Source organism: Bacillus sp. N3378-2at (genome assembly GCF_033412715.1).
In the GTDB taxonomy this organism is placed as follows: Bacteria; Bacillota; Bacilli; order Bacillales; family Bacillaceae; genus Bacillus; species Bacillus subtilis.
Genome location: NZ_CP117986.1, coordinates 1306993 through 1322840, shown reverse-complemented (window position 1 = coordinate 1322840; position 15848 = coordinate 1306993). Strand labels below are relative to the sequence as shown.

Here is a 15848-nt window from a genome sequence, read left to right as displayed (position 1 = left end):
CGAAACCTCTTTAGACGCGATTGCAGTTTGAAGAGGTTTTTTGATATGGATGAAAATGAAAGGAGCTCTGGCATGAGTGAGTTATTAGCGACATATCTCCTGACCGAACCGGGAGCCGATACAGAGAAGAAAGCAGAACAAATCGCAACAGGATTGACAGTAGGCTCCTGGACTGATCTGCCCCTTGTAAAACAGGAGCAAATGCAAAAGCACAAGGGGCGGGTGATAAAAGTTGAGGAGAGAGAGGGAACTGCTGCATCAGAAAAACAAGCGGTCATCACAATTGCCTATCCTGAAATCAATTTCTCTCAGGATATTCCGGCTTTGCTGACAACAGTGTTTGGCAAGCTGTCCCTGGACGGAAAAATCAAATTAATCGATCTTCACTTCTCTGAAGTATTTAAGCGTGCACTGCCGGGACCGAAGTTTGGCGTATACGGCATCCGGAAGCTGCTGGGAGAGTTTGAGAGACCGCTGTTAATGAGCATATTTAAAGGCGTAATCGGAAGGGACCTGAGTGATATTAAAGAACAGCTCCGGCAGCAGGCGCTTGGCGGAGTTGACTTGATTAAAGACGATGAAATTTTCTTTGAGACTGGTCTAGCGCCTTTTGAAACAAGAATTGCAGAAGGAAAGCAAATATTGAAAGAAACGTATGAACAAACCGGACATAAAACGCTGTATGCGGTGAATTTGACCGGACGTACGGCTGATCTGAAAGACAAAGCGAGACGCGCCGCCGAGTTGGGAGCGGATGCGCTTTTGTTTAATGTCTTCGCTTACGGCTTGGACGTTATGCAAGGCCTTGCGGAAGATCCTGAAATCCCAGTTCCGATTATGGCGCATCCAGCAGTGAGCGGAGCGTTTACGTCTTCTCCGTTTTACGGTTTTTCTCACGCTCTTTTACTCGGAAAATTAAACCGATATTGCGGTGCTGACTTCAGCCTCTTTCCGTCTCCATATGGTTCGGTTGCGCTTCCAAGAGCAGATGCACTGGCGATTCATGAAGAATGTGTGAGAGAGGATGCTTTTAACCAAACATTTGCTGTTCCGTCAGCAGGCATTCATCCCGGCATGGTTCCGCTATTAATGCGTGATTTCGGCATAGACCACATTATTAACGCCGGAGGAGGCGTACATGGACATCCGAACGGTGCCCAAGGCGGGGGGCGAGCGTTCAGAGCCATTATTGATGCGGTCCTAGAGGCCCAGCCGATTGATGAAAAAGCCGAACAATGCAAGGATCTTAAGCTTGCGCTAGATAAATGGGGAAAGGTTGAAGCCGTATGACGACTCGAAAACCTTTTATTATTTGTGATTTTGACGGAACAATCACGATGAACGACAACATTATAAATATCATGAAAACATTTGCTCCCCCAGAGTGGGTGGCATTAAAAGACGGCGTACTTTCCAAAACGCTGTCGATCAAGGAAGGTGTCGGGCGGATGTTCGGCCTTCTGCCCAGCCGTTTAAAAGAAGAGATTACAAGTTTTGTATTGGAAGATGCAAAAATCAGGGAAGGCTTTCGGGAATTTGTAGCATTTATCAATGAGCACGAGATTCCGTTTTATGTCATAAGCGGTGGAATGGACTTTTTTGTATATCCTTTGCTTGAAGGCATTGTGGATAAAGACCGCATTTATTGCAACCATGCTTCATTTGACAATGACTATATCCATATTGACTGGCCTCATTCCTGCAAGGGCACATGCAGCAATCAATGCGGGTGCTGTAAGCCGTCGGTCATCCATGAACTTTCTGAACCGAACCAATATATCATCATGATCGGTGATTCGGTTACAGATGTGGAGGCAGCAAAGCTGTCTGACCTATGCTTTGCAAGGGATTATTTATTAAACGAATGCCGGGAGCAAAACCTCAATCATCTTCCGTATCAAGATTTTTATGAGATCAGAAAGGAAATTGAGAATGTAAAGGAGGTACAGGAATGGCTGCAAAACAAGAACGCTGGCGAGAGCTCGCTGAAGTAAAACGGGAATTGGCAGAGAGAGATTGGTTTCCGGCGACTAGCGGTAATCTGTCAATTAAGGTTACAGATGAGCCTTTAACATTTCTCGTCACTGCAAGCGGAAAAGATAAACGTAAAGAGACGGTTGAAGATTTTCTGCTGGTCGATCAAAACGGAGAGCCTGCTGAAAGCGGGCATTCTCTGAAACCGTCAGCAGAAACGCTTTTGCATACACATTTGTACAATAAAACCAATGCCGGATGCTGCCTGCATGTCCATACGGTAAACAATAATGTGATTTCAGAGTTATACGGAGACCAAAAGAAAATGACATTCAAAGGCCAGGAAATTATAAAAGCACTCGGCTTGTGGGAAGAGAACGCAGAAGTGACCGTTCCGATTATAGAAAATGCGGCACATATCCCGACGCTAGCGGCACTGTTTGCGGAAGAGATTTCAGAAGATTCAGGAGCTGTTCTGATCCGAAATCATGGTATTACGGCTTGGGGGAAAACAGCATTTGAGGCAAAAAGAGTGCTTGAAGCGTATGAATTTTTGTTCAGCTACCATTTGAAATTGAAAACACTCCAGCATCAGCTGGTTAAATAAAAGGAGGAATTGAAATGGCTACAATTCGAATTCATGATGAGGCAAATACAACGATTGAAAATCAAGAGGAAGTGGCAAGCTTTCTGGACAGTCAAGAGGTTATTTATGAGCAATGGGATATCATGAAGCTTCCGGAACATCTCTCAGAGAAATATGACCTGACAGAAGAAGAAAAACAGCAAATTCTTGATACCTTCGAAACTGAAATTAAAGATATCTCAACCCGCCGCGGCTATAAAGCACAGGATGTTATTTCATTGTCAGACAGCAATCCGAAACTTGATGAACTGCTTGAAAACTTTAAAAGAGAGCATCACCATACAGACGATGAGGTTCGTTTTATTGTAAGCGGACACGGTATTTTTGTCATTCAAGGCAAGGACGGCACGTTTTTTGATGTCCGTTTAAACCCTGGAGATTTAATCTCCGTGCCTGAGAATATCCGCCATTACTTCACGCTTCAGGAGGACCGCAAAGTTGTCGCGGTGAGAATTTTTGTCACAACTGAAGGCTGGGTTCCGATTTATGAAAAAGACAGCGTGAATCAATAAGCATGAGATAGCCCCGTTCATCGAACGGGGCTTTTTATATTTATTGCAAACGCCACTTTTCATACTGTGACAGTTCTTTTTTAATCAGTGTCCAAATCAAACCTAAAACAGCTGCATCGTCAATGAACCCAAGACCGAGGATTACGTCTGGAATGATATCGAGCGGCATGACGATATACAGAATTGCGGCAGTTAACAGCAAAAGTGTTTTAACCTGTGACCGAGGATAGTCGCCATTTCGCCAATCGCGAAGCATCTGAAAAAAAATAGTGATGTGCTGAATACATTTTTTTCGGTTTTTCCTCTTTAAAATCGCTTTTCCGCCTGCCGCTCCGAGCATTATTGCTTTCTTTTTCTTCATTGGGCATACCTCCTGCCTGGCGGCGTGTTTAAGATATTCTTCACCTGGGTATTGTTCTTCTAATCCTATCAATATATCTATTATACCTGAAAAATTAACTTATTTAATGAAAATATGTTTACAAATAAAGTATAATCTGTAATAATGCACAATAACCCAATCAAACTTGTTTCCTATTTCTTAGCGGCGAGGGGTGAAGTGAATGGGCGGTTCTTCTGAACAAGAAAGATTGTTGGTGTCTATTGATGAAAAAAGAAAGTTAATGATAGATGCCGCTAGAAAGCAGGGATTTACAGGGCATGACACGATCAGGCACAGTCAGGAGCTGGATTGTTTAATAAATGAATATCACCAGCTTATGCAAGAAAACGAACATTCCCAAGGGATTCAAGGCCTTGTAAAGAAATTAGGCTTGTGGCCCCGCAGAGATGTTATGCCAGCATATGATGCAAATAAATAGCGGCCTATCAGATGCATATATAAAGAGAGAGCTTTTCGGAAGCGCTCTTTTTTTCTGGAAAAAATTCATATGAAAGAGGGAACTAATGAAAGAACTGGCGATTCTCATTACCGAAATGGTCAATCAATTTCATGATGCTTTTATTTCCTTATGCGGAATATTTGGCATTCATTTAACTGACAAAGAAATGCATTTTTGGGTGATCGGCATTTTTGGCATATTCTTTTTCGGCGTCACTCACGCTGTGTTTACATGGCTTTCTAAATGGAGTATGACAGCCTTGTCCTTTATCTATACTGTTACAGTCATCATTGTCATCGTATTTGCGATTGAGATTCAGCAAAAGGTGACGGGTAGAGGGAATATGGAGTTTTTAGATGCCACGGAAGGTATAAAGGGTTTTTTAGTATTTTTTATGTTTTTTTGCTTTTGAAAATGCTGTTGCGTTTCATCAAAATCCTTTTTTCTGGAAGACCAGCAAGCAAATCGAATGGCAATGCCCGATCACGAAGATAAAAAACCCTCCTGACATGGTCAGGGGGGCTATGATGCGGATACGGGGAGGGTGATTGTCACCTTTGTGCCTCTTCGCACTTCACTTTCAATATGAATAGAGCCTCCGTACATCAGCACGATCCGTTTACAAACAACAAGGCCGAGCCCGGTTCCTTTTTCTTTAGAAGTAACAAAGGGAAGGAAGATGTGATCCAGCATTTCCTGAGAAATCCCTTCACCGTTATCCACAACTTTGATTATGGCTTTTTTATCTAAAGCTCCCAGGGAAATCGTTAGTTTGCCTCCTTCAGGCATTGACTCGAGGCCATTTTTTGCTACATTTAAAATCACTTGTTTAATATGATCTTTTGTACATTTTACGAGTAAGGGCTGCTCGGTTAAATACTGCAATTCGACTTCAACATTGTATAGATTGCCCTCAGAATAAATGATCGGCATAATTTCTCCGATAATGTCCTGAAGTGAGTTCAGCTCCCATTTTTCAGCTGTCGGCTTGCCGAGAACGAGAAACTCACTCACTATTTGATTGATGCGCTTTATCTCCTGTTCGATAATGGAGAAGTAAAGCTGATCCTCTTCACCTTTATATTTCTTTTGCAACAGCTGAATAAAGCCGCTTATGCCGGTAAGAGGGTTACGGATTTCATGGGCTGTGCTGGCAGCAAGCGTCCCGATCAGTTCTAATTTTTGCGCCTCGTTTTCTGAGCGCTCCAGCTGGGTCTGCCGCTTCAGCAAATAATACAGCACGAGAATAAAAAGGATATTCAGCAGAACAATAATACATGAAAGCGGAAGCACTAGGCTTTTCGTCAGTTCTTCTATTGTGACCGGGTTCGGATAGACTTTCATATTCCAGCTGATATCATCCAGATATCCGCTGACAGGTTTCTGATCCTCTGCATGAGAGGCTTGTCCGCTCGCAAAAATCATTTTCCCGTCTTGGTTCACAACTTCAATATAAACATCAGGGCTCAGCAAGTTAATGAGATTTTTCAAATAATCAATTTGAATAGCTGCGACAAGATAATCTGTCACATTACGTTTTGAGTCCGAAACAGGGACACAAATTGTGAAAATTGGCTGACCAGTAATTCTGCTCGAATAACTATCTGAAATGACTGTCTTTTTAGTTTCCTTTGCTTTTGTAAAAAAAGATCTGTCGGCCAGGTTTACTTTCGTTTTTAATTCGGTTGTGCTTGCGGTGACGTCTCCTTTGGCATTGAGAAAATAGAGACCGGAAAATCTCGGCTCTGAATCAAAGGTCTTTTCCAAAATTGACTGCATTTTCTTTATATCAACCGGTCTGTCGATGGCGATGGACAAGGAGGTCATTCTCGCCATTGTTTCTCCGATTAAATAATTGATTTTGTTGCGGTGAAGGTTTAGCAGGACACTTGCTTCTTGTTTATGTTCTGCAGCTATTGTATCTTTTTCTTTTTCATATACGAAAAAGCTGATGACGATTGCCGGAATCACGACCAGTATGATATAAAGTTTGACTCTCCCGCAGGCGCCTTTTAGTATTTTCAATTTGCATCGCTCCAACATACACCTGATTAGAGGTATTATATCATTGTTTCTTCTTCTTTAATAAGAAAAAATAACCAAAAAAATTAGAAAAAGGTGTTGGCAAGCTTACATTTTAAAAAAGAAGAGAAATATTGGAAAGATTTTTATTGACATTTTGGTCTTTGTTTATTAATGTTTCTCTGTAACGGTTTCTAAAAGGATGATTGAGACATGACAGAAAAATCACTGAAGTTATTTATCGTGCTGTCGCGCGCGTATCGGTCTATTAACGATCATATGAATAAGCATATTCATAAGCATGGGCTGAATCCGACTGAATTTGCTGTGCTAGAGCTTTTGTACCATAAAGGCGATCAGCCGCTACAGCAGATAGGAGATAAAATTCTCTTGGCTAGCGGGAGCATCACATACGTTGTAGATAAGCTGGAGCAAAAAGAACTTCTCATTCGGAAAGCGTCTCCTACAGACAGACGAGTGACATTTGCGCAAATTACTGAAAAAGGCATCGGTCTTTTGAATGATATTTTCCCTGATCACGCTGCTGAAATTGATGAAATGATCAGCGTATTAAGCGAAGAAGAGGTAGAGATGTGCACCGAAATGTTAAAAAGAGTAGGATTAAACGCAAAACAGTTTCATAATAAGTAAAAAAAGGAAGCCTGATATGTCACAAGGCTTCCTTTTTTGCTATTTTTCATTTGTTTCCGCTGCGCCTCTCGGCAAAATGAGAACTTCAACCCGCCGGTTTTTGCTTCGGCCTTCCGCAGTTTTGTTGGAAGCCACCGGTTTATACTCGCCATAACCCTTGGCGCTGAACACTTTTGCATCGAGCTTGGGGTTTTCAATCAGGAGCCCCATAAAGTTTACCGCTCTCATGACGCTTAAATGCCAGTTTGATTGGAATTCAGAATTTTTAATTGGCATATTATCAGTATGTCCGCTGATAATGATATTTCTTGGCGGGTTAATCACAAGAAGATTTGAAATCTCTTTTGCAAGCGGCACATCTTCCTTACGGATGGTCGCTTTTCCAGAATCAAAGAAGATGCTGTCTTTAATCGTAATCAGAAGGCCTTCACTAGTCATCTTCGTCTCCAGCTGATGTTCCAGCTTTTTATCTTTGATGAACTTTTCCACCTGGCTCTTCACATTTTCAAGTTCTTCTTGATCAGCTGCTTTTTCTTTTTCTTTCTTGTTTTTCTCTTTCTCTTCTTTTTCCTTTTTCACTTCATCGATGCCGTCTGACTCGTTTTCAGGAGGAGTGACACTGGAGTAGTCCAGTACACCGGTGCCGCCTGTAAAAACTTCATTAAATGATTTTGAGAGCATTTGAAACTTAGCTGCGTCAATCGAGCTGCTCGCGTACAGCACAATAAACAATGCCAGGAGAAGAGTAAGGATGTCGGCGTAAGGAACGAGCCATGATTCATCAACTTGCTCGTCCTCATGCTTCTTCTTTTTTCTCGCCATTTTGCGCCTCTCCTTGTTCTGCAAATTTCAAGCGGTCCTTCGCAGGAAGATACATTAAAAGCTTTTGTTCGATGACTTTCGGTGCTTGTCCTTCTAAAACGGATAAAACACCTTCAATCATGACCTCACGCAGTTTTACTTCTTGTTTTGATTTTCGTTTTAATTTATTTGCGAAAGGATGCCATAACACATACCCTGTAAAGATACCGAGAAGTGTGGCAACAAAGGCGGCACTGATGGCGTGTCCAAGCTCATCTGTGTTATCCATATGAGAGAGAGCGGCAATCAGCCCGATTACAGCACCGAGTACTCCAAGTGTCGGGGCGTACGTTCCCGCTTGTGTAAAAATAGCGGCTCCGGCTTGGTGCCTGTCCTCCATTGCTTCGACTTCCTCTGTCATAATATCTCTGATAAATTCCGCGCTTTGCCCGTCAACAGCCATGCTGAGCCCGTTTTTCAAGAAAGCATCATCTACATCCTCAATGCTTGCTTCTAAAGCAAGCAGACCTTCGCGGCGTGCAAGCTGAGCCCATTCAGAGAACATAGGAATGAGTTCCTCTATTGTGAGCTGTTTATTTTCCTTAAATAACACTCGAAACAGCGCAGGCACTTTTTTAATTTCTTTTGTTGGGAACGCAATAACGACTGCTGAGATTGTCCCGGCGATAATAATTAAAATGGCAGCGGGGTTTGCAAGGGCGCTGAAACTGACGCCTTTCAGAACCATCCCGACGCTCAATGCCACAAAAGCAAGAATAATACCGATTAACGAAGTTTTATCCATAGTTTTTCACCAAATCCTTTTTTACTAGCTTGTCTATGGTTAATATCGGTTTTGGTGCCCGGAACTTTAGGGACATTGTGAATTTGTTCATGAAATATTCAAGGAAGAGGCATAGAAGGGAGAAATAAACAAAAACGGGCTCTCCAAAATTGAAAAGCCCGGGGGTCTACTGAAATTAGCAGCTTGCTTGCAAGCTGTCCTTCAGATGGTATTCATATAATAGTAGAAATACATATTCACTGTATATAAACATGTTCCATCCCTCCTTAAAAAAAGTGTAAAGGATGAAGGGAAGTAGCGCTTCAGGGGAAGGGACGGTATTTTCTAAGTCAAGAGTATGAAAGCATAAAAAAAAGCGGCTTCCTAAAAGGAAACCGCTGATTGTTATTTCGCTTGCACTTTGATTTTATCATCTTCTAAAATCACGTGAAAACTTGTGATCTCGCCATTATCAAGCAGCAGATCGGTCATTTCATCCTCAACCCATTCTTGGATGGTTCTTCTAAGCGGACGTGCACCGAATGAAGGGTGGTAGCCCAGCTCAGCGATTTTTTCTTTCGCTTCATCTGTCACATTCAAGCTAATGCCCCGTTCAGCCAATGTTTCTTCAAGTTCTCCAAGAAGAAGGCTGACGATTTTGACAAGATGTTCTTTTTCCAATGAGCGGAACTCAATAATGCTGTCAAAACGGTTGAGGAACTCAGGTTTAAAGAACATGCTCAGTGAATCAATCAATGTTTGTTCTTCGATGACACTGTCATCTGATTGGAAACCGACTTTCGTTTGTTTCTCACCAGCACCCGCATTACTTGTCATGATGATCACTGTGTCTTTGAAGCTTACAGTTCTGCCTTGGCTGTCTGTCAGACGGCCATCCTCCATAATTTGCAGGAACATATGCTGAACGTCTGGGTGTGCTTTTTCAATCTCATCCAGCAACACAATGCTGTAAGGATTGCGGCGCACTTTCTCAGTTAATTGTCCAGCTTCCTCATGGCCGACATATCCAGGCGGTGAACCGATAATTTTAGATACGGCGTGTTTCTCCATGTATTCGCTCATATCGAGTCGGATAATAGCGTCTTTTGTGCCGAATAATTCATCTGCCAGTGTTTTAGAAAGCTCTGTTTTCCCTACGCCGGTAGGACCGACGAAGAGGAAGGAGCCGACTGGTCTGTTTTTGGATTTTAAACCGGCGCGGCTTCGTCTTACCGCCTTTGCCACTTTTTGAACAGCGGCTTCTTGTCCAATCACGCGTTCATGAAGTTTTGCTTCGAGTTCTTTCATTTTCGTTTGTTCGTCTGCCTGCAGTTTGCCGACAGGGATGCCTGTTTTTTGTTCAACAATTTCCTGAATGTGCTCAGCTTCCACAGTGACAGCGGTATGAGCGGAGGAGCTGTTCAGTTTTTTCTCCAATGCGAGTTCTTCATCACGGAGTTTTGCCGCAAGTTCGTAATTTTCTTCTTCCAGGGCTTTTGTTTTTTCGGCTTCAATTGCAGTTAAGCGTTCAGCGGCATCCTCATCATTCAGTTCATCAATTAACAGGTTGGCTTTTGAACCTGCTTCATCTAATAAATCAATTGCTTTATCCGGCAGGTGTCTGTCCTGAATGTAGCGGGATGATAAAGTGACACATGCTTTGATTGCTTCATCACTGAATGTTACGCCATGGTATGCCTCGTATTTGTCTTTAATCCCTTGCAGAATGAGGATAGCCTGTTCAATTGAAGGCTCCTGCACCATGACAGGCTGAAAACGTCTTTCCAGCGCGGCATCTTTTTCGATTTGACGATATTCTTTCAGTGTTGTCGCACCAATGACTTGCAGTTCGCCTCTGGCTAGGGCCGGTTTGAGAATGTTGCCGGCGTCCATTGATCCTTCTGCAGAGCCTGCGCCGACGAGAAGGTGAATTTCATCAATGAACAGAATGACATTTTTTCGTTCCTTCAGCTCAGTGATCAGCTGTTTCATTCTCTCCTCAAATTGGCCTCTGATCCCTGTGTTTGCAACAAGGGATGCAACATCAAGCAAATATAGCTCTTTGTTTTTCAGTTTGTTTGGAACATCACCTTCAGCAATTTTTAAAGCGAGCCCTTCAGCGATGGCAGTTTTCCCTACACCCGGCTCACCAATAAGAACCGGATTGTTTTTGTTCCGGCGGTTTAGAATTTCGATCACTCGCGCCACTTCATCATCACGGCCGATGACGGGGTCAATGAGACCGGCTTTTGCACCGTTTGTAATATTTTGAGCCAGCTCATCAAGCAGCCCTTTTTTTCCGCTTTGTTTTGCTGCGCTCTTTTCTTTCGGCTGGAATGCCTGTTCAAACGGAAATCCGAAAGATTGAGGACCCATACTCATTGAAGGTTTACGGGTCAGTTCGTTATAGCAAGTTTCACAAAGAACCATCTGTTTATGAACGGAATTTATTTGCATGTTAAGGCGAATCGTCGCCTCGTTTTGATGACAATGTTGACAACGCATTTGCCAAAACCTCCTTAATAATTTGATCTTCTTTGACCAATGAAAGTGAATAAAAAGGTCTATTGGATTTGACCTTCTTTGACTATTAGTATACGGCAAACTTAACGGCATTCAAACCAATATGCTCAAAGCAGACTGAATATTTGACTATCTTTGACCAATTGGTTTTTAAAAAAGGCCGGTTTGTTTGACCAACTTTGATTAATAGTATACTCTGACTATCTTTGACTTTCAAGTCTTATGCACAAAAAATTTTTGATTTGTTACAAAAAGTAAAACATGTTTTCTTCGTCTTTTCAAGGAACTTGTCTCATAGGTTATAAAAAGGCATATATAGACAAAACTGCGGTTCGTTTGGAGGGAAGAAATGGAACAATCAAAAGGGTCTGCAAGTCAGCTTGCTTTTGTGTATGTCGGCACAGTAGTCGGAGCTGGATTTGCGACTGGGAGGGAAATTGTTGAGTTTTTTCTGAAGTTCGGCTGGTTCGGTTTATTCGGCATTCTCGTCAGCGGCGGAATGTTTACGTTTCTGGGCGCCAAGCTGATGATCATTTCAAAGCGAATCAATGCCAAGTCATACCAAGAAATGAACATCTTTTTGTTCGGGGCGGCGGCTGGGCGGATTATCAATGTATTTATGCTGTTTGTTCTCCTCGGAGTTACATCTGTCATGCTTTCAGGAGCAGGGGCGCTTTTTGAGGAACAATTGGGGATGTCCGCTCAGATTGGGATGCTTATTACAATCGGTCTGAGCTTAATTGTGATGACTAGAGGAGTAAAAGGCATTTTCGGTGTCAATGTGTTTGTTGTTCCCCTTTTAATCCTCTTTTCAATGATTGTGGTGGCCGACTCTTTTATATTCAGCGAATCACGAAACGCAGCTCAGTGGGTTTGGCCGCATCGATGGGATTGGCTGTTATCAGCCTTTTCTTACGGGGCTTTGAATTTATCGCTTGCCCAAGCAGTTTTGGTTCCGCTGGCGAATGAAATGTCCTCGGAGAAAGTGATCAAAAAAGGCGCTTTAATCGGAGGCACGATGCTGACGATTGTGCTGTCCGGGAGTTTTCTGTCTTTGTCAACTCTTCCGGATGTATTTTTGTATGATATACCGATGGCGCAAGTGGTTTATCTCTTTGCACGATCTGTCCATTTGATTTATTTACTCATTATTTTCGGAGAAGTGTTCACATCAGTTATCGGTAATCTATATGGATTAGAAAAACAAGTGCAAAGCTTTCTTCCAGTGAAAAGCAAATATATCTTTGCAGCCATTATGATCACGGCTTATATTACGAGCCAAATAGGGTACGGCAGGCTTATTTCAACGATTTATCCCTTGTTTGGCTATGTGAGCCTGGCCTTCATAGGCGCTTTGCTTTGCAAAAAAGCTCCTCGGCGGCGCAGTTTATAAATATATATAATGAAACGAACCGTCACTATAGAGCGATAATTGATCTAGGAACCGGGGACTGACTTTTTTATTGTCAAGAAAAACATCATTATGGTAAGATAGCAGAAGTGAAAAAATTGAAGAAAATCCGTGCGATATGCGGGAGAGGTTCTAGCTACACCCTCTATAAAAAACTAAGGACGAGCTGTATCCTTGGATACGGCCTTTTTTATGTTTTTCTAGAGCACCTTCCGAAAAAAGGTGTTTTTTTGCGTGAATTAGCTGTAGCGATGTCTCTCGCCGACGTTTTTATTGCGGAGAAGGAGAGGAATCATGAAAAAAGAAAAAGCAATTGTCGTATTTAGCGGCGGTCAAGACAGCACAACATGCTTATTGTGGGCCTTAAAAGAATTCGAAGAAGTCGAAACGGTGACTTTTCATTATAATCAGCGACATTCGCAGGAAATTGAAGTGGCTAAATCCATTGCGGAAAAGCTTGGTGTGAAAAATCATTTGCTTGATATGTCACTTTTAAATCAGCTTGCACCGAATGCCCTGACAAGAAATGATATTGAGATAGAAGTAAAAGACGGAGAACTGCCATCCACATTCGTCCCTGGCCGCAATTTGGTATTCTTATCCTTTGCGTCTATCCTGGCTTTCCAAATTGGCGCGCGCCACATTATTACAGGAGTTTGCGAGACAGACTTCAGTGGTTATCCTGACTGCCGTGACGAATTCGTGAAATCTTGCAATGTCACGGTAAATCTGGCAATGGAGAAGCCGTTTGTGATCCACACGCCTCTCATGTGGCTCAATAAGGCGGAAACGTGGAAGCTTGTAGATGAGCTTGGCGCGCTGGAGTTTGTAAAAAACAACACGCTGACATGCTATAACGGCATCATCGCCGACGGCTGCGGCGAATGTCCGGCATGTCACCTTCGTTCAAAAGGTTATGAAGAATATATGATGATGAAAGGAGAGCGTGCATAAATTGTTATCTCAAATTTATCCGCAGGCCCAGCATCCTTATTCGTTTGAACTGAATAAGGACATGCATATCTCAGCCGCTCATTTTATCCCTCGGGAAAGTGCGGGAGCGTGCAGCAGGGTTCACGGACATACGTATACCGTAAATATAACCGTTGCCGGCGACGAACTTGACGATTCAGGCTTTCTTGTCAATTTCAGCGTACTCAAAAAACTGGTGCACGGAAACTATGATCACACGCTATTAAATGATCATGAAGATTTTTCTCAGGACGACCGGTATTCGCTGCCGACAACTGAAGTCGTGGCGAAAACGATTTATGACAACGTACAGGCTTATTTAGACACTTTGGAGAATAAGCCGACCTGTGTACAGGTGTTTGTCCGTGAAACACCGACAAGCTACTGTGTCTACCGTCCGAAGAAGGGTGGTTTGAATGGCTAAAGGAATTCCTGTATTAGAAATTTTCGGCCCGACAATTCAAGGAGAAGGCATGGTGATCGGACAGAAAACGATGTTCGTCCGGACAGCCGGCTGTGATTATTCCTGCAGCTGGTGTGACTCCGCCTTCACTTGGGACGGGTCTGCTAAAAAAGATATTCGCTGGATGACGGCGGAGGAGATTTTTGCGGAGCTTAAGGACATTGGCGGAGACGCGTTTTCTCATGTGACGATCTCAGGCGGCAACCCGGCCCTGTTAAAACAGCTGGATGTTTTTATTGAACTGCTGAAGGAAAATAACATCCGTGCAGCGCTTGAAACTCAAGGGACCGTTTATCAGGATTGGTTTACGCTGATTGATGACCTGACAATTTCTCCAAAACCGCCAAGCTCAAAAATGGTAACGAACTTTCAAAAGCTTGACCACATTTTAACTTCACTTCAAGAGAATGATAGACAGCATGCTGTCAGCTTGAAGGTTGTCATCTTTAATGATGAAGATCTTGAATTTGCCAAAATGGTGCACAAGCGGTATCCGGGAATCCCGTTTTATTTACAAGTCGGAAATGATGACGTGCATACGACAGATGATCAGTCACTGATTACACATTTGCTTGGGAAATATGAAGCGCTTGTTGATAAGGTAGCTGTCGATGCGGAGCTGAATCTCGTAAGAGTGCTCCCGCAGCTGCACACCCTGTTATGGGGCAACAAACGCGGAGTATAATAGAAAGGAAGATGAACATGACGACAAGAAAAGAATCAGAATTAGAAGGTGTAACATTGTTAGGCAACCAAGGTACAAATTATTTGTTCGAATATGCACCGGACGTGCTGGAATCCTTCCCGAATAAACATGTAAACCGTGATTACTTTGTAAAATTCAATTGTCCGGAATTCACATCTTTATGTCCTAAAACAGGACAGCCTGACTTTGCGACAATCTACATCAGCTACATTCCTGATGAAAAAATGGTTGAAAGCAAATCATTAAAGCTGTATCTATTCAGCTTCAGAAACCATGGTGACTTCCACGAAGACTGCATGAACATCATCATGAATGACTTGATTGAATTAATGGACCCGCGCTACATCGAAGTATGGGGCAAATTCACGCCAAGAGGCGGAATTTCCATTGACCCGTACACTAACTACGGAAAGCCTGGCACGAAGTATGAAAAAATGGCCGAATACCGTATGATGAACCATGATTTGTATCCGGAGACGATTGATAATCGTTAATGGCACAAGATGTCCTTACATAGATGTGGGTAACACTACGTCTATTTTTTGTTTTTTAAAGCATCTTAGTTACTCGTTCTACACATCCTGATTATATAAAAAAAGACGAGCGAATCCGGGGGGGAATTCCACTCGCCACTTTCTAATGAAAAGACGGGATGCTGGATGGCAGCTCGTCTGTTTTATTATAATTTAACGAACGTATGTTTGTAAAGATGTCTTTTCGAATGAATTGGTTCATATAACCGTTAAGAACAGATTCATTGTAAACATTCGCTAAGGTATGCTAAGATGCATGGACTATAAAGGAGTGATATGAAGTGAAGACATTGCGGTTAAACAATGTAACGTTAGAAATGGCTGCATATCAAGAGGAGAGCGAGCCGAAGCGAAAAATTGCATTTACCTTAAACGTTACGAGTGAGACTTACCATGATATCGCTGTCCTGTTGTATGAAAAAACGTTTAATGTCGAGGTTCCGGAACGCGGTCTTGCCTTCCGGGGGAAAATGACAAATTATTCAACATCATTGACCAACCTGTACGAACCGGGGGCCGTCAGCGAGTTCTATATAGAAATAACGGAAATAGACAAAAACGCCGATTCATGATCGGTGTTTTTTATGTAAAAAAGCTGCCGGCCGGCAGCTTTTGAGAAAGCGAATTTCATATGTAAGGTGTTAAATTGTCCGTCTTGCAGTTTTTTTGAATAAATGTGGAAATAAGGAGGTTTTAATAGGAGTCTCTGATGATCTTATAATTTTTATGATTAACAACTGTCAATGAATCTAACTCAAGATCCCGATAGTTATCCATGATCGTCACATCAACGATAACAGAATTCTCATTTACTTTTTCAACAACACCGGTTAATCCGTTTTTAAATTCAATGACATTCCCAACCTTAGCGATTTTCACAAGCTTCCTCTCCTTTAAACATAATAATGCCTTTTGAAAGTATTTTGCAGTATTTTCATTGAGAAGTAAAGCGATAAGGAGTTTTATCTCCCTTATGAATTGTTCTGTCGCTATAAAGATGATATATTG

At 42.4% G+C, this 15848-nt stretch carries 18 protein-coding genes, 1 pseudogene and 1 riboswitch; of the genes and pseudogenes, 13 read left to right on the top strand and 6 right to left on the bottom strand.

Annotated features, from left to right (window positions below; genetic code table 11):
• The first annotated feature begins 72 nt into the window (after positions 1-72).
• The 4 genes from mtnW to mtnD are packed head-to-tail and all read left to right on the top strand — an operon-like array spanning position 73 to position 3132.
• Positions 73-1290 (top strand): 2,3-diketo-5-methylthiopentyl-1-phosphate enolase, encoded by a 1218-nt coding sequence (gene mtnW / locus PUN35_RS07245; protein ID WP_033880986.1) that lies wholly within the window; start codon positions 73-75, stop codon positions 1288-1290.
• Positions 1287-1994 carry a 2-hydroxy-3-keto-5-methylthiopentenyl-1-phosphate phosphatase gene (gene mtnX / locus PUN35_RS07240; RefSeq protein WP_014479627.1) on the top strand — a complete coding sequence of 236 codons (708 nt, stop codon included), beginning with the start codon at positions 1287-1289 and terminating at the stop codon, positions 1992-1994. Before mtnW ends, mtnX begins: the two co-directional genes overlap by 4 nt.
• On the top strand, positions 1952-2581 hold the full coding sequence (locus PUN35_RS07235; RefSeq protein WP_014479628.1) for a methylthioribulose 1-phosphate dehydratase: 630 nt from the start codon (positions 1952-1954) through the stop codon (positions 2579-2581). The genes mtnX and PUN35_RS07235 overlap by 43 nt, the downstream gene beginning before the upstream one ends.
• Positions 2582-2595: 14 nt before the next feature.
• Positions 2596-3132 (top strand): acireductone dioxygenase, encoded by a 537-nt coding sequence (mtnD, locus tag PUN35_RS07230; RefSeq protein ID WP_014479629.1) that lies wholly within the window; start codon positions 2596-2598, stop codon positions 3130-3132.
• A 40-nt stretch (positions 3133-3172) separates the two neighbouring features.
• Here mtnD and PUN35_RS07225 read toward each other — a convergent pair whose 3' ends face one another.
• The gene (locus PUN35_RS07225; protein ID WP_014479630.1) at positions 3173-3493 is read right to left on the bottom strand and encodes a YkvA family protein; all 321 of its coding nucleotides are present in this window, start codon (positions 3491-3493) and stop codon (positions 3173-3175) included.
• 202 nt (positions 3494-3695) lie between these two features.
• Between PUN35_RS07225 and spo0E the strand changes: the two genes are divergently transcribed.
• Positions 3696-3953 carry an aspartyl-phosphate phosphatase Spo0E gene (gene spo0E, locus PUN35_RS07220; protein ID WP_003218598.1) on the top strand — a complete coding sequence of 86 codons (258 nt, stop codon included), beginning with the start codon at positions 3696-3698 and terminating at the stop codon, positions 3951-3953.
• Positions 3954-4038: 85 nt separating this feature from the next.
• A pseudogene (locus tag PUN35_RS07215) lies at positions 4039-4469 on the top strand (hypothetical protein).
• Positions 4470-4496: 27 nt separating this feature from the next.
• On the opposite strand, the gene kinD reads toward PUN35_RS07215, so the two are convergent.
• The gene (kinD, locus tag PUN35_RS07210; RefSeq protein ID WP_031600444.1) at positions 4497-6017 is read right to left on the bottom strand and encodes a sporulation kinase KinD; all 1521 of its coding nucleotides are present in this window, start codon (positions 6015-6017) and stop codon (positions 4497-4499) included.
• 192 nt (positions 6018-6209) lie between these two features.
• Here kinD and mhqR point away from each other — a divergent pair, with 192 nt between their 5' ends.
• On the top strand, positions 6210-6647 hold the full coding sequence (gene mhqR, locus PUN35_RS07205; RefSeq protein ID WP_003232475.1) for a MarR family transcriptional regulator MhqR: 438 nt from the start codon (positions 6210-6212) through the stop codon (positions 6645-6647).
• Between the two features lie 39 nt (positions 6648-6686).
• Here the strand turns inward: mhqR and motB are convergent, their stop codons facing one another.
• The 3 genes from motB to clpE form a co-directional block, all read right to left on the bottom strand.
• Positions 6687-7469, bottom strand: a complete 783-nt coding sequence (motB, locus tag PUN35_RS07200; RefSeq protein ID WP_014479633.1) for a flagellar motor protein MotB — start codon at positions 7467-7469, stop codon at positions 6687-6689.
• Positions 7444-8253 carry a flagellar motor stator protein MotA gene (gene motA, locus PUN35_RS07195; protein ID WP_014479634.1) on the bottom strand — a complete coding sequence of 270 codons (810 nt, stop codon included), beginning with the start codon at positions 8251-8253 and terminating at the stop codon, positions 7444-7446. Before motA ends, motB begins: the two co-directional genes overlap by 26 nt.
• A 384-nt stretch (positions 8254-8637) precedes the next feature.
• Entirely contained in the window at positions 8638-10737 is a 2100-nt protein-coding gene (gene clpE, locus PUN35_RS07190) for an ATP-dependent protease ATP-binding subunit ClpE (protein ID WP_017695065.1), read from the bottom strand.
• A 367-nt stretch (positions 10738-11104) separates the two neighbouring features.
• On the opposite strand from clpE, the gene PUN35_RS07185 reads away from it, so the two are divergent.
• The 6 genes from PUN35_RS07185 to PUN35_RS07160 all read left to right on the top strand — a co-directional run bounded on the left by PUN35_RS07185 (position 11105) and on the right by PUN35_RS07160 (position 15412).
• Positions 11105-12148, top strand: coding sequence for a YkvI family membrane protein (locus PUN35_RS07185; RefSeq protein ID WP_014479636.1), 1044 nt, complete (start codon positions 11105-11107; stop codon positions 12146-12148).
• Positions 12149-12286: 138 nt separating this feature from the next.
• Positions 12287-12331: riboswitch (PreQ1 riboswitch) on the top strand.
• A 129-nt stretch (positions 12332-12460) separates the two neighbouring features.
• Complete coding sequence (gene queC / locus PUN35_RS07180) at positions 12461-13120, top strand: 7-cyano-7-deazaguanine synthase QueC (protein WP_014479637.1); 660 nt, start codon at positions 12461-12463, stop codon at positions 13118-13120.
• Positions 13113-13562 carry a 6-carboxytetrahydropterin synthase QueD gene (gene queD / locus PUN35_RS07175; RefSeq protein ID WP_003232462.1) on the top strand — a complete coding sequence of 150 codons (450 nt, stop codon included), beginning with the start codon at positions 13113-13115 and terminating at the stop codon, positions 13560-13562. The genes queC and queD overlap by 8 nt, the downstream gene beginning before the upstream one ends.
• Positions 13555-14286, top strand: coding sequence for a 7-carboxy-7-deazaguanine synthase QueE (gene queE, locus PUN35_RS07170; protein ID WP_014479638.1), 732 nt, complete (start codon positions 13555-13557; stop codon positions 14284-14286). The genes queD and queE overlap by 8 nt, the downstream gene beginning before the upstream one ends.
• 17 nt (positions 14287-14303) lie before the next feature.
• Positions 14304-14801: a preQ(1) synthase gene (queF, locus tag PUN35_RS07165; RefSeq protein WP_003218613.1), complete on the top strand. Its 498-nt coding sequence runs from the start codon at positions 14304-14306 to the stop codon at positions 14799-14801.
• Positions 14802-15121: 320 nt separating this feature from the next.
• On the top strand, positions 15122-15412 hold the full coding sequence (locus tag PUN35_RS07160) for a YkvR family protein (RefSeq protein ID WP_014479639.1): 291 nt from the start codon (positions 15122-15124) through the stop codon (positions 15410-15412).
• Between the two features lie 121 nt (positions 15413-15533).
• Here PUN35_RS07160 and PUN35_RS07155 read toward each other — a convergent pair whose 3' ends face one another.
• Complete coding sequence (locus PUN35_RS07155) at positions 15534-15719, bottom strand: YkvS family protein (protein WP_003232446.1); 186 nt, start codon at positions 15717-15719, stop codon at positions 15534-15536.
• Positions 15720-15848 lie beyond the last annotated feature (129 nt).